The organism is Cupriavidus sp. H18C1 (assembly GCF_049311595.1).
Taxonomy (GTDB): Bacteria; Pseudomonadota; Gammaproteobacteria; order Burkholderiales; family Burkholderiaceae; genus Cupriavidus; species Cupriavidus cauae.
In genome coordinates this window covers 2,571,805-2,594,031 of record NZ_CP186008.1, presented here as the reverse complement: position 1 = coordinate 2,594,031, position 22,227 = coordinate 2,571,805, and the positions used below count along the sequence as shown (strand labels likewise).

Genomic DNA, 22,227 nt, shown 5'->3' with positions numbered 1-22,227 from the left:
GCCGGCAATGCCTGCCCCGGCCTCGCCCCCGGGCCGCCAGGTGCGAATCAGCGACCGATTGTACTGTGGCGCCGCTGCAGTGGACAACGGCCCTCATCCCAACGAGGGGAGCCACCCCCACATGGCCCCCCACCGCGGGAGGGTTGCCGCCAATGAAAAAGGGCCGGATGAACCGGCCCTCGAACGGCAATGCGGATGCGCCCCCGCAACAGGGCGCCGCGGCATCAGTCGGCGCGCACGCCCTCGACCTGGATCGCCAGCTTGACCTCGGGCTTGAAGCCCATCTTGACACCGTAGTCGATGCCGAAGTCTGTCCGGTTGAAGGTGGCGTAGGCGTCGGCACCGCAGGCCTCGCGCTTGAGCATCGGATGCTGGATGCACTTGAACTCGCGGATCTCCAGCTTGACCGGCTTGGACACGCCGCGCAGCGTCAGCACGCCATCGACCTCGGTCGGCACGTCGCCGGCGAACTTCGAGAACTTGCCCTTGTAGGTGGCCTCGGGATAGGCCTGCACGTCGAACATGTCGGGGCTCCTGGCGTGCTCGTTCATCTTGCCGAGGCCGAAGTCGATCGACGCGGTATCGATCTTGATGTCCAGCGTGCCGGTCTTGGCGGCGCGGTCCAGCGTGACGACGCCGCTGGACTTCTCGAACTTGCCGCGCCACTTCGACAGCCCGCCCAGGTGGTCGGCCTCGAAGCTCGGATACGTATGGGTCGGATCGAGGTTGTAGGTCACGGCGGCGGCCGAGGCGAGGCCGGCGAAGGCGGTGGCGGAAGCGGCGGCGAGGATGGCGGCGGCGGTACGCAGTTTCATGGGTTCTCCGGTAAAACGGTGGGTTCAACGAGTCAGGTTGGGCGAATCAGGTTTGGCGCGTTGGGTTCAGGACCTGGCGGCCGTGACGAGGCGGAACTTGATCTGGACCTCGTCGGCAACCACCGAGGTGTCCTTCCACTCGCCCTCGCCGATATTGAAGACGCTGCGCCTGATCGGCAGTACGCCCTCGAAGACCTGGTTGGCGCCTTCCTGGCGATAGGTCGCGGGCACCACCACGTCCACGGTCTTGCCCTTGATGGTCAGCTTGCCCGCGACATCGAACTTGCCGGCGGCGGCCGGCTTGATGCCGGTCGATTCGAACACCGCCTTGGGGAAGCGCCCGGCATCGAACCAGTCCTTGCCCTTGACCTCCTTGGTGGTGGTAGCGTCGCCGATCTCGAAGCTGGCCACGTCGATCTCGACCTTGGCGCTGGAGCTGGCCAGCCTGGCCGGATCGAAGTCGACCGCGGCGGCAAAGCGCTTGAACTTGCCTTCCATCGGCACGCCGATCTGGCGCGCCACGGCGGTCACCGAACTCTTGCCGGCATCGACCTGCGCGGCGGAGAGATTGGCGGCAAATCCGGCGCAGGCCAGCGACGCGGCCAGCAGCAAGGCACCGGGACGGGGAATACGTTTCATCGAGGACTCCTCGGTTTCATGCGGTCAATGCGGAACAGCGAACGGCGGAACAGCGGGAACAGCGGAACGACGGAAACGATCGCGCGGGACTCAGCGCAGGAATGGCAGCATTCGGCCGAGCGTGCCGTCGCGGTCCAGCCATTGGTGCTTGAGCGCCGCGGCGGCATGGAGCACGACCAGCGCGGCCATTAGATAGTTCAGCCAGATATGGGCGGACTTCAGCGTTTCCTTCAGCGCGTCGTTCGGCTCGATCAGCGTCGGCAGCGGCCACACGCCCAGATAGACGACCGGCACGCCGGCGGCCAGGCTGTACAGATAGCCGGTCACCGGCACCACCAGGATCAGCAGGTAGAGCAGCCCGTGGGCGACCTTGGCCGCGCCGGCCTGCCAGGCCGGCATGCCGGCCACCGGCGCCGGCGCGGCATGGGTCAGGCGCCAGAGCACGCGCAGCACCGCCAACGCGAACACCGTCACGCCCAGCCACTTGTGCCACGAGTACAGCTTGAGCTTGGTCGGCGTGAAGCCCGGGATGTCGGTCATGTAAAGACCGAGCCCGAAGGCCGCGAAGATCAGCAGCGCGACGATCCAGTGCAGGCCGATCGCGGTCGCGCCATAGCGCGCGGGGGTATTGGAACGCATCGATGAAATCCGGCTTTAGTCTTTATTCTTTCGGCAGACGCTGTTAATTCTCGCATTATTGCGTCCGCAAAGTGACGTCGGGAAGGCGGAACTTCATTGAGTCGTTCAAAGCGTTTGAAGGGCGTGCCCCACGCGGGAACTTGCATGCGATACGTCGGGAAACCGGACGCCCTCAAATCAGCCAGTTTTCGTAGCGCAAACCCGGCACGCGGGAAAACTCGGATACGTTGTCGGTCACGAGCACCGCGTCGAGCGCGAGCGCATGCGCGGCAATCAGCATGTCGTTGGCGCGGATCGGTCGCCCCTGACGCTCCACATCGGTGCGCAAGCGGCCATAGTGCCGATCGGCATCGCCATCGAGCGGCAGCACGCGAAGCGTGCTCAAGGCATGTTCCACCCGGCGTGCCAGCTCGGCGGAGCCCTTCTTCGCAACGCCGAAGCGCAGTTCGGCGGCAACGACGATTGACGTGCACAGCGCTTCGGCGTCGGTCATCCCGATCCGGGCGGCACACACGCCACGGGTATTGCGGAGGGCGTCCGACACGATGTTTGTGTCGAGCAGATACAACGCCATCAAAAGTCCACCGGCTCGGGAGGCCGGTCATCGATGTCCGGCCACGTCTCGTCCAGCGGCTCCCATTGCGCGAGAAGCGCGCGAAACGAGGCCGGCGGAATCGGTTCGATGATCAGCTTGTCGCCTTCTCTACGCATGATCGCCTCCTCTCCAGGTAATTCGAACTCCCGCGGTATCCGGACCGCCTGATTGCGGCCATTGCGGAAGAGCCGCACATGCCTGCCTTCCGTTGTCGTAGTCATGCTGCACTCCTTGGCATATGTCAAGGCATATGCCAATTGGAGCGGGCGCGCCAGTGTTCCGATCATGGGTGAAATGGTATCGATGCGGCTCCGTGATGAAATAGGACGCGCGCGCATCGTGGCACCAACTCACGCGCCTGCTCATCCCACTGAACCGCCCGAACCGATCGCCAGAAGCAAGAAAGCCGCCCCATGGGCGGCTTCTGCGGAACAGCGACGGGAGGCGCGATCCGGTATCGCGCTCGACTCCATTACTTCAAGCGCTCGGCCAGTTCCACAGCCCGGCCGATATAGCTGCCCGGCGTCATCGCCAGCAGGCGGGCCTTGGCCTCGTCGGGGATCGCCAGGCCTTCGATGAAGGTGCGCAGCGCCTCGCGGGAGATGCCCTTGCCGCGGGTCAGTTCCTTCAGTTGCTCATAGGGATTGGCGATGCCGTGGCGGCGCATCACTGTCTGCACCGGCTCGGCCAGCACTTCCCAGCAGTTGTCCAGGTCCTCGGCCAGCCGCTCCGGGTTGGTTTCCAGCTTGCCCAGGCCGCGCAGGCAGGCCTCGTAGGCCAGCAGGCTGTAGCCGAAGGCGACGCCGATATTGCGCAGCACCGTCGAGTCGGTCAGGTCGCGCTGCCAGCGCGAGACGGGCAGCTTCTCCGACAGGTGGCGCAGCAGCGCGTTGGCCAGGCCCAGATTGCCCTCGGAATTCTCGAAGTCGATCGGATTGACCTTGTGCGGCATCGTCGAGGAGCCGATTTCGCCGGCCTTGGTCTTCTGCTTGAAGTAGCCCAGCGAGATATAGCCCCAGACGTCGCGGTCCAGGTCCAGCAGGATGGTGTTGGCGCGGGCCACGGCGTCGAACAGCTCGGCCATGTAGTCGTGCGGCTCGATCTGGATCGTGTACGGGTTGAAGGCCAGGCCCAGACGGTTCTCGATGACGTCGCGCGAGAAGGCTTCCCAGTCGAACTCGGGATAGGCCGACAGATGTGCGTTGTAGTTACCCACGGCGCCGTTCATCTTGCCGAGCAGTTCGACCCGCTCGATCCGTTCGATCGCGCGCGCCAGGCGGGCGGCGACGTTCGCCATTTCCTTGCCCAGCGTGGTCGGGCTGGCCGGCTGGCCGTGCGTGCGCGACAGCATCGGCTCGCGGGCGTTGGCGTGCGCCAGTTCCACCAGGCGCGCATGCACGCGGCGCAGCGTGGGCACCAGCACGCTGTCGCGCGCGCCCTTGAGCATCATGCCGTGCGAGGTATTGTTGATGTCCTCGGAGGTGCAGGCGAAGTGGATGAACTCGCTGGCGGCCACCAGTTCGGCGTTGTCCTGCACGCGCTCCTTCATCCAGTACTCGACCGCCTTGACGTCGTGATTGGTGACCGCCTCGATCTCCTTGATCCGGGCCGCATCGGCTTCCGTGAAGTTGTCGACCAGCGCCAGCAGCGCGGCTTCGGACTGCGCCGAGAACTTCGGCATGTCGGGCAGGCCGGTGCGGGCCAGCGCGATCAGCCAATGGACTTCGACCTTGACGCGGTGGCGCATGAAGGCGGCCTCGGACAGCCATTCGCGCAGCGGGTCGGCCTTGGCGGCATAGCGGCCATCGATCGGGGACAGGGCGGTGAGCGGCGAGAGCGCGGCGGGGGAGGCGGTAGCGGACATGCTGGCAGACGGCGGGAGGGAATGAAGGGGAAAACCTGGAACGGTGTCGGCAGGCGCGATTGGCGCACGCGGTAGCGGCGAGCTGCGCTGGCACATCCCATGGACTCAGACACATGCAAAGCCGGGAATTTCGATCCTGCGCGATCCGACGCGATCCGGGGCGATCCGGCGCACCGGCCTGGCAGCCGGCGCTGGAAAGCCGCGATTTTACCACCGCCCTTCCCGCCGCGCCGCGCCATCGTCGCCAGTGTTGCGGGCAGTCCCGCCGGGCCGCCGTTCGACGGCCGCGCCGTGCCGGAACGGCCGCCCGGGCGGTTATACTCGCCACGCCGAGCCAGTAGCCTGTTACGAAGTGCATCAAGGCAGACCGGACCCGCGCGCCACCGCCGGCGCACGAGGCCAGCCGCTCCATCGCGAAGCGCCCGATGCACTCCATAACGAGCTCAAGGGGAGAACATGAAGCTGTACGCATCGCAGACCAGCCCTTACGCGCGCAAGGTGCGCGTGGTGATGGCCGAGAAGAAGATCGACTATCAGCTGGTGGAAGTCGACGTGTGGTCGCCGGACACGGTGATCGGTCAATTCAATCCCCTCGGCAAGGTGCCCTGCCTGGTGATGGAGGACGGCGGCGCGGTGTTCGATTCGCGCGTGATCGTCGAATACGTCGACACGCTGACGCCGGTCAGCCGCATGATCCCGCAGGGCAGCCGCGAGCGGCTCGAGGTGCGCTGCTGGGAGGCGCTGGCCGACGGCCTGCTCGACGCCGCGCTGCTGGCGCGTCTGGAACATACGCAGCGCGAGCCGGCCGAGCGCAGCGAGCGCTGGGTGCGCCGCCAGCTCGGCAAGATCGACGGCGCGCTGGTGGCGATGGCCAACGGCCTGGCCGACCGCACCTGGTGCGCCGGCAACCATTATTCGCTGGCCGACGTCGCCGTCGGCTGCGCGCTGTCCTATCTGGACTTCCGCTTCCCGGACATCGCCTGGCGCGAGCGCCATCCCAACCTGGTCGCCTTCCACGACAAGGTCAGCAAGCGCCAGTCGTTCATCGATACGGAGCCGCCGCGGGGCTGAGGGTGACCGGGGCCAGCGGGGCCACCGAGGTCACGCTGGCCTTCGCCGCCACCGAGGCCACCGACGCGGCGTCGCCCGGGGACGGCCTCGGCGGCACTACTGGATGATGCCGCCGCCGAGGCAGACCTCGCCGTCGTACAGCACCGCGGATTGCCCGGGCGTGACGGCCCATTGCGCTTCGCCGAAGCGCAGCTGCAGGTTGTCGGCATCGACCGCGTCGACCACGCAGGTCGCGTCGCTCTGCCGATAGCGCGTCTTGGCGCTGAGCGCGCTGCCCGCGCGCGGCGCTTCGCCGGCGACCCACGACAGGTCGGCGGCACGCAGCGTCGGCGACAGCAGCCACGGATGGTCGTGGCCCTGCACCACGTACAGCGTGTTCGACGCCATGTCCTTGCGCGCGACGTACCAGGCATCGCCGCTGCCGTCGCGGCTGCCGCCCAGGCCGATGCCCTTGCGCTGGCCCAGCGTGTAGAACGCCAGCCCGATATGCTCGCCCACGACCTTGCCGTCGGCCGTCTTCATCGGCCCCGGTTTGGTCGGCAGATAGCGATTCAGAAAATCCCGGAATGGGCGCTCGCCAATAAAGCAGATTCCGGTGGAATCCTTCTTCTTCGCGTTCGGCAGGCCGATTTCCGCGGCGATTTCGCGCACCTGCGTCTTCGGCAGCTCGCCCAGCGGAAACAGCGTGCGCGACAGCTGCGCCTGGTTCAAGCGGTGCAGGAAGTAGCTCTGGTCCTTGGTATGGTCCAGCGCCTTGAGCAGTTCGAAGCGGCCGTGCCCGCCCTGCCGCACGCGCGCATAGTGACCGGTGGCGATGCGCTCGGCGCCGAGCGACATCGCATGGTCGAGGAAGGCCTTGAACTTGATCTCGGCGTTGCACAGCACGTCGGGATTGGGCGTGCGCCCGGCCGAATACTCGCGCAGGAAATCGGCGAACACGCGGTCCTTGTACTCGGCGGCGAAGTTGACCGCCTCGACGTCGACGCCGATCAGGTCGGCCACCGACACCACGTCGAGCCAGTCCTGGCGCGTCGAGCAGTACTCGCTGTCGTCGTCGTCCTCCCAGTTCTTCATGAACAGGCCGACCACCTCGTAGCCCTGCTGCTTGAGCAGCCAGGCGGTGACCGACGAGTCCACCCCGCCCGACATGCCGACCACGACGCGCTCGCCGCGGCCGATGCCGGGATTCAGTTCGGGGCGGCCCGAAGTGGCGGCGCTCGTGAGGGCGCTCGTGACGACGCTCATGGCAGCGCTCCCGGCATCAGCGCCGACGGATGCGTGTACAGCGCGTCGAGCGCGAAGCGCTTGCCGGCCAGATAGTCCTCGACGCAGGCCAGCACCAGCGGCGAGCGATGGCGCTCCGGGCAGGCGCGGATCTCGTCGGCACTGAGCCAGACCGTGCGCACGATGCCGGTATCGAGGGGGCGGCCGCTGTCGAGCGGACCCAGGTCGCCGGTGAAGGCGAACCGCACATAGGTGATGTTGCCGTCGGGATGCTGGCCGGTCGGCGAGGTCACCGAACCGGCCAGATAGCAGCCGAGCAGCGCGCGCGGCTCGAAGCTGTGCGCGGTTTCTTCCAGCGTTTCGCGGATCACGGCGCGCACCAGGCTCTCGCCCGGGTCCAGATGGCCGGCCGGCTGATTCAGCTTCAGGCCGTCGCGGGTTTCTTCTTCGACCAGCAGGAAGCGGCCGCCGCGCTCGATCACGGCCGCCACGGTGACGCTGGTTTTCCAGTCTTGGGACATGATGCACAAGTTTTAGGCAATCCGGCATTCTACCGGCTGGCGCGCGGCGCTGCAGCGAGACGGACCGCTCCAGGGCCTCGGGCGGAACGCACCCCGATCGCACCCATTGCCGTCAGATTCCTGTAAGCTGCGAAAAAATTGTGCGCTGCGCTGGACGGCGGCGCCCACAAACGAGCCCGGATGCCTGCCCGGCCGTAGCCCGGAGCGGCACCGCAACAGGAGAAGCTGACGATGCAGATCGGTATCCCGCTGGAGACACGGGCCGGCGAAGCGCGTGTCGCCGCCACCCCCGAGACCGTCAAGAAGTACGTCGCCCAGGGCCATCAGGTGCTCGTGCAGAGCGGTGCCGGTGTACGTGCCAGCTGTCCGGACGCGGCCTACGAGGCGGCCGGCGCCAGCATCGTCGATGCGGCCCGCGCGTTCGGTGCCGAGCTCGTGTTGAAGGTCCGCTCCCCCCGATCCGCAGGAACTCGCGCAGATTCGCCCCGGCGCCACGCTGGTCGGCATGCTCGATCCGTTCGACGCCGACAACAACGCCCGCATGGCCGCCGCCGGCATCGTCGCCTTCGCGCTCGAGGCAGCGCCGCGCACGACCCGCGCGCAAAGCATGGACGTGCTGTCCTCGCAGGCAAACATCGCCGGCTACAAGGCCGTGCTGGTCGCCGCCAACCACTATCAACGCTTCATGCCGATGCTGATGACCGCCGCCGGTACGGTCAAGGCCGCGCGCGTGCTGATCCTCGGCGCCGGCGTGGCCGGCCTGCAGGCAATCGCCACCGCCAAGCGGCTAGGCGCGGTGATCGAGGCCTCCGACGTGCGGCCCGCGGTCAAGGAACAGATCGAATCGCTGGGCGCGAAGTTTCTCGACGTGCCGTTCGAAACCGACGAGGAGCGCGAGATCGCGCAGGGCGTCGGCGGCTATGCGCGGCCGATGCCGGCAAGCTGGATGCAGCGCCAGGCCGCGCTGGTGCACGAGCGCGCGAAGCAGGCCGATATCGTCATCACCACCGCGCTGATCCCCCGGACGCCGCGCGCCGGTGCTGCTGAAGGAAGAGACCGTGCAGGCGATGAAGCCCGGCTCGGTGGTGGTCGACCTCGCCGCCGCGCAAGGCGGCAACTGCCCGCTGACCGTGGCGGACGAGGTGGTCGAGCGCCATGGCGTGACGCTGGTCGGCTACACCAATCTGGCCAGCATGGTCGCGGCCGATGCCTCCGCGCTGTACGCGCGCAACGTGCTCGACTTCCTCAAGCTGATCGTCGACAAGGACGGCAAGCTGACAATCAATCCGGAAGACGATATCGTCGCGGCCTGCCTGATCAGCAAGGACGGCGCGCTGGCCCGCCAGGCTGCCTGAGCGGCTGCCGGCCCGGCGCTGCCCGTGCGTTCGGCGCGGGCAGCGCCAACCCTCCAAATCGATTCAACCCGCGCCCATCCCGGGCGCGTTTTCCTGGTGCCGCGGCCACACGTTCGAGCCGTCGCGGCGCCAGCATCAACGAAGGAAAGCAACACCATGCAACGCATCATTCTGCGCGCCAAGCTGCATCGCGTCACCGTGACGCAGGCCGACCTGCACTACGAGGGGTCATGCGGCATCGACGAGGATCTGCTCGACGCGGCGGACATGAAGGAGTACGAGAAGATCGAGCTCTACAACGTCAACAACGGCGAGCGTTTCTCGACCTACATCATCAAGGGCAAGCGCGGCACCGGCGAGATCTCGCTGAACGGCGCCGCCGCGCGCCGCGCCCATCTGGGCGACCACCTGATCATCTGCACCTACGCGCCGATGAGCGATGCGGAACTGGCCGACTACAAGCCGAAGATCGTGCTGGTCGACGACAACAACCGCATCAAGGAAATCAAGAAGGTGTGATCCGATGATCGCCGCGCGCAGGCAGTCTCGCCCGCAGTCCCGGCATGCCAACGGTGGCCCTGGCGCATGGCGCCGCTGGCTCATCGTTGTCGTGGCGGCGGGCTGTGCGGCCTGCGCGGGCGTATCGATACCGGTTACGGCACCGGTTTCGGCACCGGTTTCGGCGCCCGTTTCGACATCCGTTACGGCGCCCGATTCGGCCCCGGCATCGCCATCGCCTGGCGACGGTGCCCCGCCCGCTTCGGTCGCGGCGGACCCACTCCCCTCCTGGCGCGACGGGGCCGCCAAGCAGGCGATCCTGCGCTTCGTGCGCGACACCACCACCGTGGGCGGCCCCGACTTCGTCGCCCCGGCCGACCGCATCGCCATCTTCGACAACGACGGCACGCTGTGGCGCGAGGACCCGCGCGCCGAGCTGCTGTTCGTCGCGCATCTGGCGCGAGCGCGCACCGAGGCCGATCCCGCGCTCGGCGCGCAAAGCCCCTACCGCGAATTCCTCGCCGATCCGCGCGGCTATCTGCAGCGCGGCGACACCGCGGCGCTGCAGCTGCTGCACGCGGTGTACGGCAACACCGCGCTCGAATCGTTCCAGGACGAGGCGCGGCGCTTTCTCGCCGTCGCCCGCCATCCCCGCAGCCGCGCGCCGCTGCGCGACGGTATCTACCAGCCGATGCTGGAATTGCTCGGCTTGCTGCGCGCGCAGGGCTACCAGACCTGGCTGTGCGCGGGTTCCACCGCCGACTTCATGCGCGCCTTCGCCGCCGACTACTACGGCATCGCGCCCCAGCAGGTGATCGGCTCCCGGCTGGCGCTGCGCTTTCGCGAGACCGCGCAGGGCAACGCCGTCTGGCGCGAGCCGCGCGTCGACAGCTTCAACGACAAAGAGAACAAGCCCGCCAATATCGCGCTGCAGATCGGCAAGCGTCCGGTGTTCGCCGCCGGCAATGTCGGCGGCGCCGGCGATATCGCGATGCTGGCCTACAGCCAGGGACGGCGCGGGCCGTCGTTCCAGCTGCTGATCGACCATGACGACGCGCAGCGCGAGTCGGCCTACACCGAGCCGGACGGCGCATCGCTGAAGGCGGCCGCCGCGCATCGCTGGACCGTGGTCAGCATGCGGCGCGACTGGCAGCGCGTGTTCGTGGCGCCGTCGTCGCCGACACGGGGACCAACACCGGCGCTGGCCGGCGAGCCAATGGCGACACCGGCCGCGCCTTAACGCGCCGTAACTGGCCGTAGCGCGCAACTACGCGGGAAACCGCGCGGGAAACTGTGCGGGGAAGAGCGAACAACCGAATTCAAGCAACGGGAGGAGAAGTCGATGGAGATGGTGAACCACACGGTGATCAACCTGATCATCTTCGTGCTGGCGATCTACGTGGGCTACCACGTGGTCTGGACGGTCACGCCGGCGCTGCATACCCCGCTGATGGCGGTCACCAACGCGATCTCGGCGATCATCATCGTCGGCGCGATGCTGGCCGCCGGCCTGACCGAGGGCGGCGTCGGCCGCGCGATGGGCACGCTCGCCGTGGCCCTGGCCGCGGTCAACGTGTTCGGCGGCTTCCTGGTGACCCAGCGCATGCTGGAGATGTTCAAGAAGAAAGAGCCGAAGAAGGCCGCGCAGGCCGCCGGCAAGGAGGGCGCGCAATGAGCATGAACGTCGTCACGCTGCTCTACCTGGTGGCCTCGGTCTGCTTCATCCAGGCCTTGAAGGGGCTCTCGCATCCGGCCACCGCGCGCCGCGGCAATGCCTTCGGCATGATCGGCATGGCGATCGCCGCGCTGACCACCGTCGCGCTGATCGTCAAGCTGAAGAACGAGTTCCTGGCCGCCGGCATCGGCCAGTCGTCGATCGGCACCGGCCTCGGCCTGATCCTCGCCGGACTGGTCGTCGGCGGCGGCATCGGCGCCTACGTCGCGAAGAAGGTCGAGATGACCAAGATGCCGGAACTGGTCGCGGCGATGCACTCGCTGATCGGCCTGGCGGCGGTCTTCATCGCCATCGCGGCGGTAGCCGAACCGGCGGCCTTCGGCATCACGGCGGCCGGCTCGCACGAGATCCCGCTGGGCAACCGCATCGAGCTGTTCATCGGCTGCTTCGTCGGCGCGATCACGTTCTCGGGCTCGGTGATCGCCTTCGGCAAGCTGGCCGGGCGCTACAAGTTCCGGCTGTTCCAGGGCGCGCCGGTGGTGTTCTCGGGCCAGCACTGGCTGAACCTGGCGCTGGCGGTCGCGATGGTCGGCTTCGGCATCGCCTTCTTCATGACGCAGCAGTGGCTGCCCTTCCTGGTGATGCTGGCGATCGCCTTCGTGCTCGGCGTGCTGATCATCATCCCGATCGGCGGCGCCGACATGCCGGTGGTGGTGTCGATGCTGAACTCGTACTCGGGCTGGGCGGCGGCGGGCATCGGCTTTTCGCTGAACAATCCGATGCTGATCATCGCCGGCTCGCTGGTGGGCTCCTCCGGTGCGATCCTGTCGTACATCATGTGCCGGGCGATGAACCGCTCGTTCTTCAACGTGATCCTGGGTGGCTTCGGCGGCGAGGCGAGCAGCGCGGCCGCGGCGGGCTCGCAGGCGCAGCGCAACGTCAAGTCGGGCTCGCCGGACGACGCGGCCTTCCTGATGGGCAATGCCGAGACCGTGATCATCGTGCCCGGCTACGGCCTGGCGGTGGCGCGCGCCCAGCATGCGCTCAAGGAGCTGACCGAGATGCTGTCCGAGAAGGGCGTCACGGTGAAGTACGCGATCCACCCGGTGGCGGGCCGCATGCCGGGCCACATGAACGTGCTGCTGGCCGAGGCCGAAGTGCCGTACGACCAGGTCTTCGAGATGGAGGACATCAACAGCGAGTTCGGCCAGGCCGACGTGGTGCTGGTGCTCGGCGCCAACGACGTGGTCAACCCGGCGGCCAAGACCGACCCGAACTCGCCGATCGCCGGCATGCCGATCCTCGAGGCCTACAAGGCCAAGACCATCATCGTCAACAAGCGTTCGATGGCAGCCGGCTATGCCGGGCTGGACAACGAGCTGTTCTACATGGACAAGACGATGATGGTGTTCGGCGACGCCAAGAAGGTAGTCGAGGACATGGTCAAGGCGGTCGCCTGACCGGGGGAGTTCGGCCCGGAAATCGCCTCGCGCCGGCCCCCCTCCGGGGTCGGTTGCGCCCCCGCTCCGGCGCGCTATACTGGCCCTCGGCCGCTGGGGCCGGCATGCGCCGGCCATCACGGCCCTGGCGCCGGCCCCGCGTTCCCTGCTGCAGCCGGACCCGCTTCTCGCCTCCCGGGGTCGCACGCGACATGACATTCAATCCGCAGGACAGGCATCTGCCGGTCTTCCAACATCCGATCCTGACCGTGCTGGTCGACGACAGCCGTTCCTTCATGGACAGCCTGGTCTTCCAGATGGACCGGACCCGCCCGGTGGTCACCTTCACCGACCCGCGCGAGGCGCTGCAGTGGATCCGCGAAGCCTACACCACGCGCTTCACCGGCTTCCTGCCGGTGCGCGTCACGCACGACGATCTGACCTTCCTGACCGAGCGCCGCACGGTGCAGCTCGATATCGACCGCATCCACCGGCAGATTCACGACATCCACCGCTTCGTGCAGCCGGGCGTGATCGTGGTCGACTATTCGATGCCGCAGATGGACGGGCTCGAGTTCTGCCGCGCGCTGCAGGACCTTCCGTGCAAGACCATCCTGCTGACCGGCACCGCCGACGAAGGCGTCGCGGTGCAGGGCTTCAACCACGGCCTGATCGACCGCTACGTCAAGAAGCACGACAGCAATATGGTCGAGCGGCTGGACCAGGAGATCGACGCGCTGCAGCAGCAGTACTTCACCACGCTGTCGCACACGCTGCGCGACGCGCTGACGCGGCATTCGTTCTCGTTCCTGTCCGATGCCGCGATGGCCGAGCGCGTGCGCCAGCTGGCGGCGCGCTACGGCTTCGTCGAGTACTACCTGTATCCGAATCCGGCCGGCATCCTGCTGCTGACCGCGCAGGGGCAGGCCACGCTGATGGTGATCGAGACGCGCACCAGCCTCGCCAGCCAGGTCGAGTCGGCCGAGGCCTACGACGCGCCGGCGGCGCTGACCGAAGGCCTGCGCGAGGGCCGCATCGTGCCGTTCTTCTGGCCCGGCAACGGCATGTACACGCCGGCCTGCGTCGACTGGGAGCAGTACTGCCTGCCGGCCGAGCGCGTCGAGGGCCGCGAGGAGTTCCTGTACGCGCTGTTCGACCTGCCGCGCCACCTGCTCGACGAACCGGTGGTCAGCTTCCGGACCTTCCTGGCGGAATTCGAGCGCAATGAGGGCAGTCTGACGGGGCGTTGAAGTCCGGTTGGCCCGCTGTCCCCAGCGGGGGAGAGGGAGAACACCGTTCGCGGTGCCGTTACGGCTGCGTGCCTTCCGACTGCGCCCGATTCCCGCCCTTGACCATCTCGAAGCGGAACAGCCGGCATTCGATGTTGCCGTTGTAGAGCGGCACGCGCCGCGATTCCTTCAGCCGCAGGCGGCGCGGCAGCGACAGGTCGCCGGTGAAGATCCACGCCTCCCAGCCCGAGAAATGCTGCTTCAGCGTGGTCGCGAACGCGCTGGCGAACTGGTTGGCGGCGGCCTCCTCGGCGCTGTCCACCGGCGCCTCGTCGAACGCCGGCCGGCGCTGGCCGCGCACCGCGATCCGCTCGCCATAGGGCGGGTTCAGCAGCAGCAGGCCCGGTTCCGCGAACGGCGGTTGCACGTGGCGCGCATCGACCTGCTTGGCGCGCAGCTCGCCCGGCAGGCCCGCACGCTGCCAGTTGGCGCTGGCCATCGCCAGCATGTCGGTCGAGATATCGCTGCCGGCAATCGCGAGGTCCACCGACGCGGCCGCCGCGGCGCGCTTGCTCGCGGCCTGGGCCTCGCTCTTGAGCGCCTTCCAGGGCTTCAGGTTGATGCCCTTGAGCCATTCGAAGGCGAAGCTGCGCTGCGCGCCCGGGGCCAGCCCGAGCGCGACCTGCGCGGCCTCGACCAGGAACGTGCCGCTGCCGCACATCGGGTCGTAGAAGGGCCGCGCGGTCTTGCCCGGCGTCCAGCCGGCCAGCCGCAGGATGCCGGCGGCCAGGTTCTCCTTCAGCGGCGCCTCGCCCTTTTCCATGCGCCAGCCGCGCTTGAACAGCGGCTCGCCGGTGGTGTCCAGGTACAGCGTGCAGTCGTGCTCGGTCAGATGCGCGTAGATCCGTACGTCGGGGCTGGCGGTATCGACGCTGGGGCGCGCGCCCAGGCGCTCGCGCATCGCGTCGCAGACGCCGTCCTTGACCCGCAGCGCGGTGAAGTTCAGGCTGCGCAACGGCGAGCGGTGCGCGGTCAGCTCGATCTTGATGGTCTCGTCGGGGCCGAACCACTGGTCCCAGCGCTGCGTGCGCGCCAGCTCGTAGATATCGTCCTCGTGGCGGTAGCCGCGGGCGGCGACCCGCAGCAGCACGCGGCTGGCGATGCGCGAATGCAGATTGACCGCATAGGCGGCCGCCATGTCGCCGGAGAAGCTGACGCCGCCGGGCACCTCGCGATGGACGTCGAACGGTGCGAGCGCATCCACATCGGGCCGCACGGCGATCTCGCGCAGCTCGTCGGCGAGCGCGCTCTCGAGGCCGCGCGGGCAGGGGGCGAAGAAGGCTTGGGTCATCACAGCGGTCCGGCAAATAAGGGGCGCGATCGGTCGCGATCGGGTCGCGAATGGTCGCAAAGGGTGGCGAACGGGTCAAACAAACAGCAGGCGAAACGGCGGCGCCGCCGCTTCAAACAAAAATGTCCGCCGTGGCGGACTGCGAGCGCCGGTGCCGGCCCGGGCCGGCAGGACCGCGCTCAGGCGGCCGCCAGCGCGCGATCGAGAAAGTCGAGTCGGTCCTGGCCCCAGTACGGCTGGCCGTTGTAGACATACCAGGGCGCGCCGAACACGCCGGCCGAGATCGCGTCCTGGGTATGGCGCGCATATTCCTCCTGCACGCCCTGCCCTTCGCTGGCCTTCAGCAGCGCCGCGCCGTCGAAGTCCAGGCGGTCGGCCAGCTCGGCCAGCGTGGCGGCATCGGCGATATTACGCTCGTCCGCCCACAGGGCCTGGCCGATCGCACCGAGCAGCGCCATCGCGCGCGCCGTGCCATGGGCCAGCCGCGCCGCGATGATCAGCCGGCTGGCGGCATCGCCGGAGACCGGAAAATACCTGGGCTCCAGATTGAGCGGCACGCCGAGATAATCGCGCCAGCGCGCCAGTTCGACCAGCCGGTAGGCCCTGGCGCTGCGGCGGCCGCTGGGCCAGCGGCAGGCCGCCCGAGGTCGCGAACACCTTGCCCAGATCGCAGGGCTTCAGATTGACCTGGGCGCCGTGGCGGGCCGCGATCTCGGTAAAGCGCGCATGGCCGAGGTAGACGTACGGCGACTGCGGCGAGAAGTAGTAGTCGATCTGCTTGCTCATCGGTTCCTCGGGGTAGGGTCAGGCGGGGGAATTCAGGGGCGTTGCGGCCGATGCAGGCAATGCCGAGGGGTTCGGCCATGCCGCCTCACATGGAGGCGTCAGAACGGCTTGACCACCACCAGCACCACGATCGCCAGCAGCACCAGCACCGGCAGTTCGTTGAACCAGCGGTAGAAGCGATGCGAGCGCGTATTGCGTCCGGCCTCGAACTTGCGCAGCAGTACCGCGCAGCCATGGTGATAGCCCAGCAGCACCAGCACCAGCGCCAGCTTGGCATGCATCCAGCCCTGTCCCGGCCCGCGCCCGATGCCATAGCCCAGATAGAGCCACAGCCCGAACGCCAACGCGGGGATCGCCAGCATCGTCATGAAGCGCAGCAGCTTGCGTGCCATCGCCAGCAGCCGCGCCACCGCGGTGGGATCGGTCTCCATCGCCAGATTGACGAAGATGCGCGGCAGGTAGAACAAGCCCGCGAACCAGGAGACCACGAAGACGATATGCAGCGATTTGACCCAGAGCATCGGCGATCCGTATGACGCGGTGATTTACGTGCGAATCTCGCCGTGGCCGAACACCACGTACTTCAGCGAGGTCAGCCCTTCGAGGCCGACCGGGCCGCGTGCGTGCAGCTTGTCGTTCGAGATGCCGATCTCCGCGCCGAGGCCGTATTCGAAGCCGTCCGCAAAACGGGTCGACGCGTTGATCATCACGCTCGCCGAATCGACCTCGCGCAGGAACCGCATGCCGGCCGAATAGTTCTCGGTGACGATCGAATCGGTGTGGGCCGAGCCGTAGGTGTTGATATGGGCGATCGCCTCGTCGAGGCCGGACACGGTGCGGATCGCCAGCACCGGCGCCAGGTATTCGAGACGCCAGTCTTCCTCGGTCGCATCGACCAGGCCTTCGATGCCCGCGGTTTCCAGCGTGGCGCGCGTGGCCGGGCAAACCCGCAGCTCGACGCCCTTCTGCTGGTAGATCGTGCACAGCGGCGGCAGCACGCGCGCGGCGATCGACTCGGCGACCAGCAGCGTTTCCATCGTATTGCACGGCGCGTAGCGCTGCGTCTTGGCGTTGTCGCAGATGCGCACGGCCTTGTCTATGTCGGCGTCGCCGTCGACATAGACGTGGCAGATGCCGTCCAGATGCTTGATCATCGGCACGCGCGCCTCTTCCATCAGCCGGGCGATCAGGCTCTTGCCGCCGCGCGGCACGATCACGTCGACATACTCGGTCATCGTGATCAGGCGGCCGACCGCAGCGCGGTCGGTGGTCTCGATGACCTGCACCGCCTCGGCCGGCAGGCCGGCCTCGGCCAGGCCCTCGGCGACCAGCTTCGCCAGCGCGGTATTCGATTCGATCGCTTCCGAGCCGCCGCGCAGGATGGTGGCGTTGCCCGACTTCAGGCACAGCGCCGCGGCGTCGATGGTCACATTGGGACGCGACTCGTAGATGATGCCGATCACGCCGAGCGGCACGCGCATCTGGCCGACCTGGATGCCGGTCGGCCGGTATTTCATGTTGCCGATCTCGCCGATCGGGTCCGGCAGCGCGGCGATCTGTTCCAGTCCGGCGGCCATGGTGGCGATGGCCTTGTCCGACAGCGTCAGGCGGTCGACGAAGGCGGCGTCCTGGCCATTGGCGCGGGCGCGCTCGACATCGCGCGCATTGACGGCCTTCAGCTGCTCGGCGTCGCGGCGGATCGCGGCGGCGATGGTCAGCAGCGCGCGGTTCTTGTCGGCGGTGGAAGCGCGCGCCATCGCGCGCGACGCGGCGCGGGCCTGGCGGCCGACGCGGTCCATGTACTGGTAGAGGTCGAGCTGGTTCATATCGGGGGCCGGTCGGTGCGGCCTGGCAATCTTGTATTTGGCGAGCGCGCTGCGGGCGGCGCGACGTCGCGGGTTCCGGCGGCGTTCGGCCGCAGCGTTGGGGCGGATCGGCGTGCCGTTCTTCAGCGCAATGGTGAGTGCAAGATGGTCAGCGAAACATCGACAGCGCCAAACCATCGGCCCGAAGCCATCAGCGCGCGATCGTCAGCGCCAGCTGCAGCAGGCCGTCCCATGGTTCGGCCGGCATGCCGTCGACGCGCAAGCCCTTGGTCTGCCGGTCCAGCTTCGCGGCCATCGCCAGCGCGGCCTCGAGCCGCTCGGTGGACAGCCGCTGCGCGGCCTGCGGCACCAGCTTCTCGCGCGGTCCCCAGATGCGCAGCTCGCGGGTCAGCACGCCCATCGGCTTGCCGCCGGCCAGCCCCTGCCGGACCTTGGATAATACGCGAATTTCCTCGGTCAGCGCCCACAGCACCAGCACCGTGGCCTCGCCCTCGCCGCGCAGTCCTTCGAGCATCCGCACCAGCCGCGGCACGTCCCCGCCGAGCATCGCCTCGGACAGCTTGAACACGTCGTAGCGGGCGACATTGAGCACCGCGTCGTGGACCTGATCGAAGGTCAGCACGCCGGCCGGATACAGCAGGCCGAGCTTCTGGATTTCCTGATGCGCGGCCAGCAGATTGCCCTCGACCTTGTCGGCGATGAACTGCAGCGCGCGGCGGCCCGGTTCGCCCGGTTCCACGCGCTGGTTCTGCATCGCCAGCCGTTCGCCGACCCAGGCCGGCAGCCGGTTGCGATCGACGCTGTCGACCTTGATCGAGACGCCGGCGCCTTCGAGGGCCTGGAACCAGGCGGACTTGGACGCGGCGAAGTCCAGCCGCGGCAGCGTGATCAGCATCACCAGATCGGTGGCGACCGGCGAAGCGGATAGCTGGGCCGCGACCGCGCGCAGCACCTCGCCGCCCTCCTTGCCGGGCTTGCCGGACGGAATCCGCAGCTCGACGATCTTGCGGTCGCCGAACAGCGACATCGACTGCTGGGCCTCGAGCAGCTGGCTCCACTGGAAGCCGCGCTCGGACACCAGCACGTCGCGCTCGCTGTAGCCGGCCGCGCGCGCGGCCTGGCGCAGGCGATCGACCGCTTCGAGCACCAGCAGATGCTCGTCGCCGTGCACCACGTACAGCGGCGCCAACCCGCGCGCCTGGGCCTGGCGCAGGTGACCGTCGAGAGCGTCGAGCTTGAGCTGCATCCGGTGGTGGTATTCGCCTGTCTGGCCTATGCCTGTGCGCGCTGCGTGCGCGGCCTCAGGCGGGCTTGGCGGCGGCGAGCCGGCGCATCAGCTGCTGCACGATGTCGCGCTGCATGTCGCGGTACAGCTGCTCTTCCTCGTAGCCCTTGGCCAGCGCGTTCGCCTCGTTGTAGGTCAGGTCGCGGAACAGCACCATCTGCGACGGCGCGATCATCTCGCGGCCGGCGGCATCGCGCAGCCGGAAGGTAAAGCGCTGCGTCAGCCGGTATTCACGGACGACGCCCGCGGTCGTGATCGACAGCACGGTCCGGGTGCGGCTGTCCTCGAGCACGTCGAGCAGCGCGTCGGCCTGCTTCGGATCGGTGACGACGATGGTGTCGGAGCCGCCCTGGATGGCGCGCGTCAGTTCGGCGCCCATCAGCGAGTTCTTCGGGATGCCGACATACAGCCGCTTGAAGGCGAAGTCCGAGCTGCCGCGCAGATGGAAGCCGCAGCCGGCCAGCGCACCGGCGGCCAGCAGCGCGGCCAGCACGGCGCGACGATTCGGGTTCGGTCTAGTCATGGCGCGATTCCTTTGATTGGGACGATGGCGCGGCGGCGGGATGCCTTTGCAGGGGCGGCCCGCCTCAGATCACCACATTGACCAGGCGGCCGGGCACCACCACGATCTTCTTCGGCGCGGCACCGGCGGCGAACTTGGCGACGGTCTCGCTGGCGGCGGCCATCGCTTCGATCGCGGCGCGGTCGGCATCGGCCGGCACCGTCAGGCTGCCGCGCACCTTGCCGTTGACCTGCAGCACCAGCTCGATCTCGCTCTGCACCAGCGCCGCCTCGTCGACCTGCGGCCACGGCGCATCGAGCAGATCGCCATGCGCGGCGGCGTAGCCCAGCTCCTGCCACAGCACGTGGGTGATGTGCGGCACCACCGGGTACAGCACGCGCAGCAGGATGCCGAAGCCCTCGCGGCGCGCGGCCGGCGACGCCGACTTGGCGTCTTCCAGCGCGTTGAGCATCTTCATCGCGGCGGACACCACGGTGTTGTACTGGATGCGCTGGTAGTCGTAATTGGCCTGGCGCAGCACGCCATGCACGTCGCGGCGCAGCGCGCGGTCGGCATCGGCCGCCTCGCCACCGGCGCCCGCGGCCCGGATCGCCTCGGCATTCGCCTGCCCATAGGCCCAGACCCGGCGCAGGAAGCGCGAGGCGCCCTCGACGCCGGAGCTGCTCCACTCGAGCTGCTGCTCGGGCGGCGCGGCGAACATCGTGAACAGGCGCGCGGTATCGGCGCCGTACTGGTCGATCAGTGCCTGCGGATCGATGCCGTTGTTCTTGGACTTCGACATCTTCTCGACGCCGCCGATCTCGACCGGCTGGCCGTCGGCCTTCAGCGTGGCGCCGACCGGGCGGCCGCGCTCGTCGGTCCTGACGTCGACGTCGGCCGGATTGAACCAGTGCTTCTTGCCGTTCGCGTCCTCGCGATAGTACGTTTCGTTCAGCACCATGCCCTGCGTCAGCAGGTTGGTGAACGGCTCGCCGAACTTGACCAGGCCCAGATCGCGCATCACCTTGGTCCAGAAGCGCGCGTACAGCAGGTGCAGGATCGCGTGTTCGATGCCGCCGATGTACTGGTCCATCGGCATCCAGTAATCGTTGCGCGCATCGACCATGGTGGTCGCGTCCGGGCAGGTATAGCGCATGTAGTACCAGCACGAGTCGATGAACGTATCCATCGTGTCGGTCTCGCGCCGGGCCGGCTTGCCGCAGGACGGGCAGGTGCACTCCAGGAAGCGCGGGTCCTTGGCCAGCGGGTTGCCGCTGCCGTCCGGCACCAGGTCCTCGGGCAGCACCACCGGCAGGTCCTTCTCGGGCACCGGCACCACGCCGCAGCTGTCGCAATGGATCAGCGGGATCGGCGTGCCCCAGTAGCGCTGGCGCGAAATGCCCCAGTCGCGCAGGCGCCAGGTCACCTTCTTTTCGCCCAGGCCCTTGGCGGCCAGGTCGGCCGCGATCGCGTCCACCGCGGCGCGGTGGTGCAGGCCGTCGTAGTGGCCGCTATGGATGCAGCGGCCGTGCTCCTTGTCGGCGTACCACTCCTGCCAGGCCTCGGTCGAGAACGGCTGGCCCTTGACGTCGATGACCTGCTTGATCGGCAGGCCGTACTTGCGCGCGAAGGCGAAGTCGCGCTCGTCGTGCGCCGGCACGCCCATCACGGCGCCGTCGCCGTAGGTCATCAGTACATAGTTGCCGACCCAGACGTCGACCGGCTCGCCGGTCAGCGGGTGCACGACCTTCAGGCCGGTCGGCATGCCCTTCTTTTCCATGGTCGCCATGTCGGCTTCCATCACCGAACCGCGCTTGCACTCGTCGATGAAGGCGGCCAGCTCGGGATTGGTCGAGGCGGCGTGCGTGGCCAGCGGGTGCTCGGCCGCGACCGCGCAGAAGGTCACGCCCATGATGGTGTCGGCGCGCGTGGTGAACACGTACAGCTTGCCGCCACCGATCAGCTCGCCATCGTCGCCGACGATCGCGTGCGGGAAGGCGAAGCGCACGCCCTCGCTCTTGCCGATCCAGTTCTGCTGCATCACCTTGACGCGCTCGGGCCAGCCCAGGCCCTCCAGCTCGCCCAGCAGTTCCTCGGCGTACTGCGTGATGCCGAGGTAGTACATCGGGATCTCGCGCTTCTCGACCACCGCGCCGGAGCGCCAGCCGCGGCCGTCGATCACCTGCTCGTTGGCCAGCACAGTCTGGTCGACCGGGTCCCAGTTGACGGTGCCGGTCTTGCGATAGGCGATGCCCTTTTCCAGCATCTTCAGGAACAGCCACTGGTTCCAGCGGTAGTAGTTCGGATCGCAGGTGGCCACCTCGCGCGACCAGTCGATCGCCAGGCCCATCGACGCCATCTGCTTCTTCATGTAAGCGATGTTGTCGTAGGTCCAGGCGGCCGGCGCCACGCGGTTGTTGATCGCGGCGTTCTCCGCCGGCATGCCGAAGGCGTCCCAGCCCATCGGCATCAGCACGTTATGCCCGTTCATGCGCAGGTAGCGCGCCATCACGTCGTTGATGGTGTAGTTGCGCACGTGCCCCATATGGAGCTTGCCCGACGGATACGGCAGCATCGAGCAGGCGTAGAACTTGGGCTTCTCCTTGCCGTCGGGGCCCACCGCGTGCTCGTCGACGCGATAGGCGTCGATGGCTTGCCAGTGCTGGCGGGCGGATTCTTCGACTTCGGCGGGGGAGGTATTTGTCTTGCATGGTTGGGACAGCGGCGCGCGCACGGCGCACCAGCGATGTGGAATCTGGCAGCGGTTGGGGGCACGCCAGCCGTTGGCGGCGTGCGGGAAAAGCCGATTATAACCGGCGGTGGCCTGCGGAAACGGCGCCCTTCGTCGCCCTCGCGCAGGGGGCCCAGCGACGTTTGCCGTCCCGCGGGGGAGACCAACCCGGGTCCCCGCTT

At 68.0% G+C, this 22,227-nt stretch carries 19 protein-coding genes and 3 pseudogenes; 7 read left to right on the top strand and 15 right to left on the bottom strand.

Annotated features, from left to right (window positions below; genetic code table 11):
* Nucleotides 1-224: 224 nt before the first annotated feature.
* The 6 genes from OJJOAM_RS12080 to purB form a co-directional block, all read right to left on the bottom strand.
* Nucleotides 225-815 carry a YceI family protein gene (locus OJJOAM_RS12080; RefSeq protein WP_422648086.1) on the bottom strand — a complete coding sequence of 197 codons (591 nt, stop codon included), beginning with the start codon at nt 813-815 and terminating at the stop codon, nt 225-227.
* A gap of 66 nt (nt 816-881) precedes the next feature.
* Nucleotides 882-1,454 carry a YceI family protein gene (locus OJJOAM_RS12075; RefSeq protein WP_422648085.1) on the bottom strand — a complete coding sequence of 191 codons (573 nt, stop codon included), beginning with the start codon at nt 1,452-1,454 and terminating at the stop codon, nt 882-884.
* Between the two features lie 90 nt (nt 1,455-1,544).
* Nucleotides 1,545-2,093, bottom strand: a complete 549-nt coding sequence (locus tag OJJOAM_RS12070; protein ID WP_422648084.1) for a cytochrome b — start codon at nt 2,091-2,093, stop codon at nt 1,545-1,547.
* A gap of 172 nt (nt 2,094-2,265) precedes the next feature.
* On the bottom strand, nt 2,266-2,667 hold the full coding sequence (locus OJJOAM_RS12065) for a type II toxin-antitoxin system VapC family toxin (RefSeq protein WP_422648083.1): 402 nt from the start codon (nt 2,665-2,667) through the stop codon (nt 2,266-2,268).
* Complete coding sequence (locus tag OJJOAM_RS12060) at nt 2,667-2,909, bottom strand: antitoxin (protein ID WP_422648082.1); 243 nt, start codon at nt 2,907-2,909, stop codon at nt 2,667-2,669. Before OJJOAM_RS12060 ends, OJJOAM_RS12065 begins: the two co-directional genes overlap by 1 nt.
* Before the next feature lie 251 nt (nt 2,910-3,160).
* Nucleotides 3,161-4,552, bottom strand: a complete 1,392-nt coding sequence (gene purB, locus OJJOAM_RS12055) for an adenylosuccinate lyase (protein ID WP_422648081.1) — start codon at nt 4,550-4,552, stop codon at nt 3,161-3,163.
* 456 nt (nt 4,553-5,008) lie between these two features.
* Between purB and OJJOAM_RS12050 the strand changes: the two genes are divergently transcribed.
* Nucleotides 5,009-5,623, top strand: coding sequence for a glutathione S-transferase family protein (locus OJJOAM_RS12050; protein WP_226107154.1), 615 nt, complete (start codon nt 5,009-5,011; stop codon nt 5,621-5,623).
* Nucleotides 5,624-5,719: 96 nt separating this feature from the next.
* Here OJJOAM_RS12050 and mnmA read toward each other — a convergent pair whose 3' ends face one another.
* Together mnmA and OJJOAM_RS12040 are read right to left on the bottom strand one after the other, a co-directional pair.
* Nucleotides 5,720-6,772, bottom strand: a complete 1,053-nt coding sequence (gene mnmA, locus OJJOAM_RS12045; protein WP_422649579.1) for a tRNA 2-thiouridine(34) synthase MnmA — start codon at nt 6,770-6,772, stop codon at nt 5,720-5,722.
* A 92-nt stretch (nt 6,773-6,864) separates the two neighbouring features.
* Nucleotides 6,865-7,368, bottom strand: a complete 504-nt coding sequence (locus tag OJJOAM_RS12040; protein ID WP_187829092.1) for an NUDIX hydrolase — start codon at nt 7,366-7,368, stop codon at nt 6,865-6,867.
* A gap of 231 nt (nt 7,369-7,599) precedes the next feature.
* Here OJJOAM_RS12040 and OJJOAM_RS12035 point away from each other — a divergent pair.
* The 6 genes and pseudogenes from OJJOAM_RS12035 (at nt 7,600) to OJJOAM_RS12010 (ending at nt 13,585) form a co-directional block, all read left to right on the top strand.
* Nucleotides 7,600-8,723, top strand: a pseudogene (locus OJJOAM_RS12035) (Re/Si-specific NAD(P)(+) transhydrogenase subunit alpha).
* A gap of 156 nt (nt 8,724-8,879) precedes the next feature.
* On the top strand, nt 8,880-9,242 hold the full coding sequence (panD, locus tag OJJOAM_RS12030) for an aspartate 1-decarboxylase (RefSeq protein ID WP_006577190.1): 363 nt from the start codon (nt 8,880-8,882) through the stop codon (nt 9,240-9,242).
* A gap of 307 nt (nt 9,243-9,549) precedes the next feature.
* Entirely contained in the window at nt 9,550-10,461 is a 912-nt protein-coding gene (locus OJJOAM_RS12025; protein ID WP_422648080.1) for an HAD family hydrolase, read from the top strand.
* A 102-nt stretch (nt 10,462-10,563) separates the two neighbouring features.
* Nucleotides 10,564-10,896, top strand: a complete 333-nt coding sequence (locus OJJOAM_RS12020) for an NAD(P) transhydrogenase subunit alpha (RefSeq protein WP_149316646.1) — start codon at nt 10,564-10,566, stop codon at nt 10,894-10,896.
* Nucleotides 10,893-12,356: an NAD(P)(+) transhydrogenase (Re/Si-specific) subunit beta gene (locus OJJOAM_RS12015; RefSeq protein WP_149316645.1), complete on the top strand. Its 1,464-nt coding sequence runs from the start codon at nt 10,893-10,895 to the stop codon at nt 12,354-12,356. Before OJJOAM_RS12020 ends, OJJOAM_RS12015 begins: the two co-directional genes overlap by 4 nt.
* Nucleotides 12,357-12,547: 191 nt before the next feature.
* Nucleotides 12,548-13,585, top strand: a complete 1,038-nt coding sequence (locus OJJOAM_RS12010; RefSeq protein ID WP_422648079.1) for a response regulator — start codon at nt 12,548-12,550, stop codon at nt 13,583-13,585.
* 58 nt (nt 13,586-13,643) lie between these two features.
* Here the strand turns inward: OJJOAM_RS12010 and OJJOAM_RS12005 are convergent, their stop codons facing one another.
* The 7 genes and pseudogenes from OJJOAM_RS12005 to leuS form a co-directional block, all read right to left on the bottom strand.
* Complete coding sequence (locus OJJOAM_RS12005; protein WP_422648078.1) at nt 13,644-14,915, bottom strand: THUMP domain-containing class I SAM-dependent RNA methyltransferase; 1,272 nt, start codon at nt 14,913-14,915, stop codon at nt 13,644-13,646.
* A 179-nt stretch (nt 14,916-15,094) separates the two neighbouring features.
* Nucleotides 15,095-15,701 (bottom strand): annotated as a pseudogene (locus OJJOAM_RS12000) (2-hydroxychromene-2-carboxylate isomerase).
* Nucleotides 15,702-15,799: 98 nt separating this feature from the next.
* A complete protein-coding gene (locus OJJOAM_RS11995) occupies nt 15,800-16,222 on the bottom strand; it encodes a CopD family protein (protein ID WP_422648077.1) in 423 nt (140 codons plus the stop codon).
* Between the two features lie 24 nt (nt 16,223-16,246).
* Nucleotides 16,247-17,527: a glutamate-5-semialdehyde dehydrogenase gene (locus OJJOAM_RS11990; RefSeq protein ID WP_422648076.1), complete on the bottom strand. Its 1,281-nt coding sequence runs from the start codon at nt 17,525-17,527 to the stop codon at nt 16,247-16,249.
* 190 nt (nt 17,528-17,717) lie between these two features.
* Nucleotides 17,718-18,773 carry a DNA polymerase III subunit delta gene (holA, locus tag OJJOAM_RS11985; protein WP_422648075.1) on the bottom strand — a complete coding sequence of 352 codons (1,056 nt, stop codon included), beginning with the start codon at nt 18,771-18,773 and terminating at the stop codon, nt 17,718-17,720.
* 55 nt (nt 18,774-18,828) lie between these two features.
* A complete protein-coding gene (lptE, locus tag OJJOAM_RS11980) occupies nt 18,829-19,335 on the bottom strand; it encodes an LPS assembly lipoprotein LptE (RefSeq protein ID WP_174104571.1) in 507 nt (168 codons plus the stop codon).
* A gap of 64 nt (nt 19,336-19,399) precedes the next feature.
* Nucleotides 19,400-22,025 (bottom strand): annotated as a pseudogene (leuS, locus tag OJJOAM_RS11975) (leucine--tRNA ligase).
* Nucleotides 22,026-22,227: the final 202 nt, after the last annotated feature.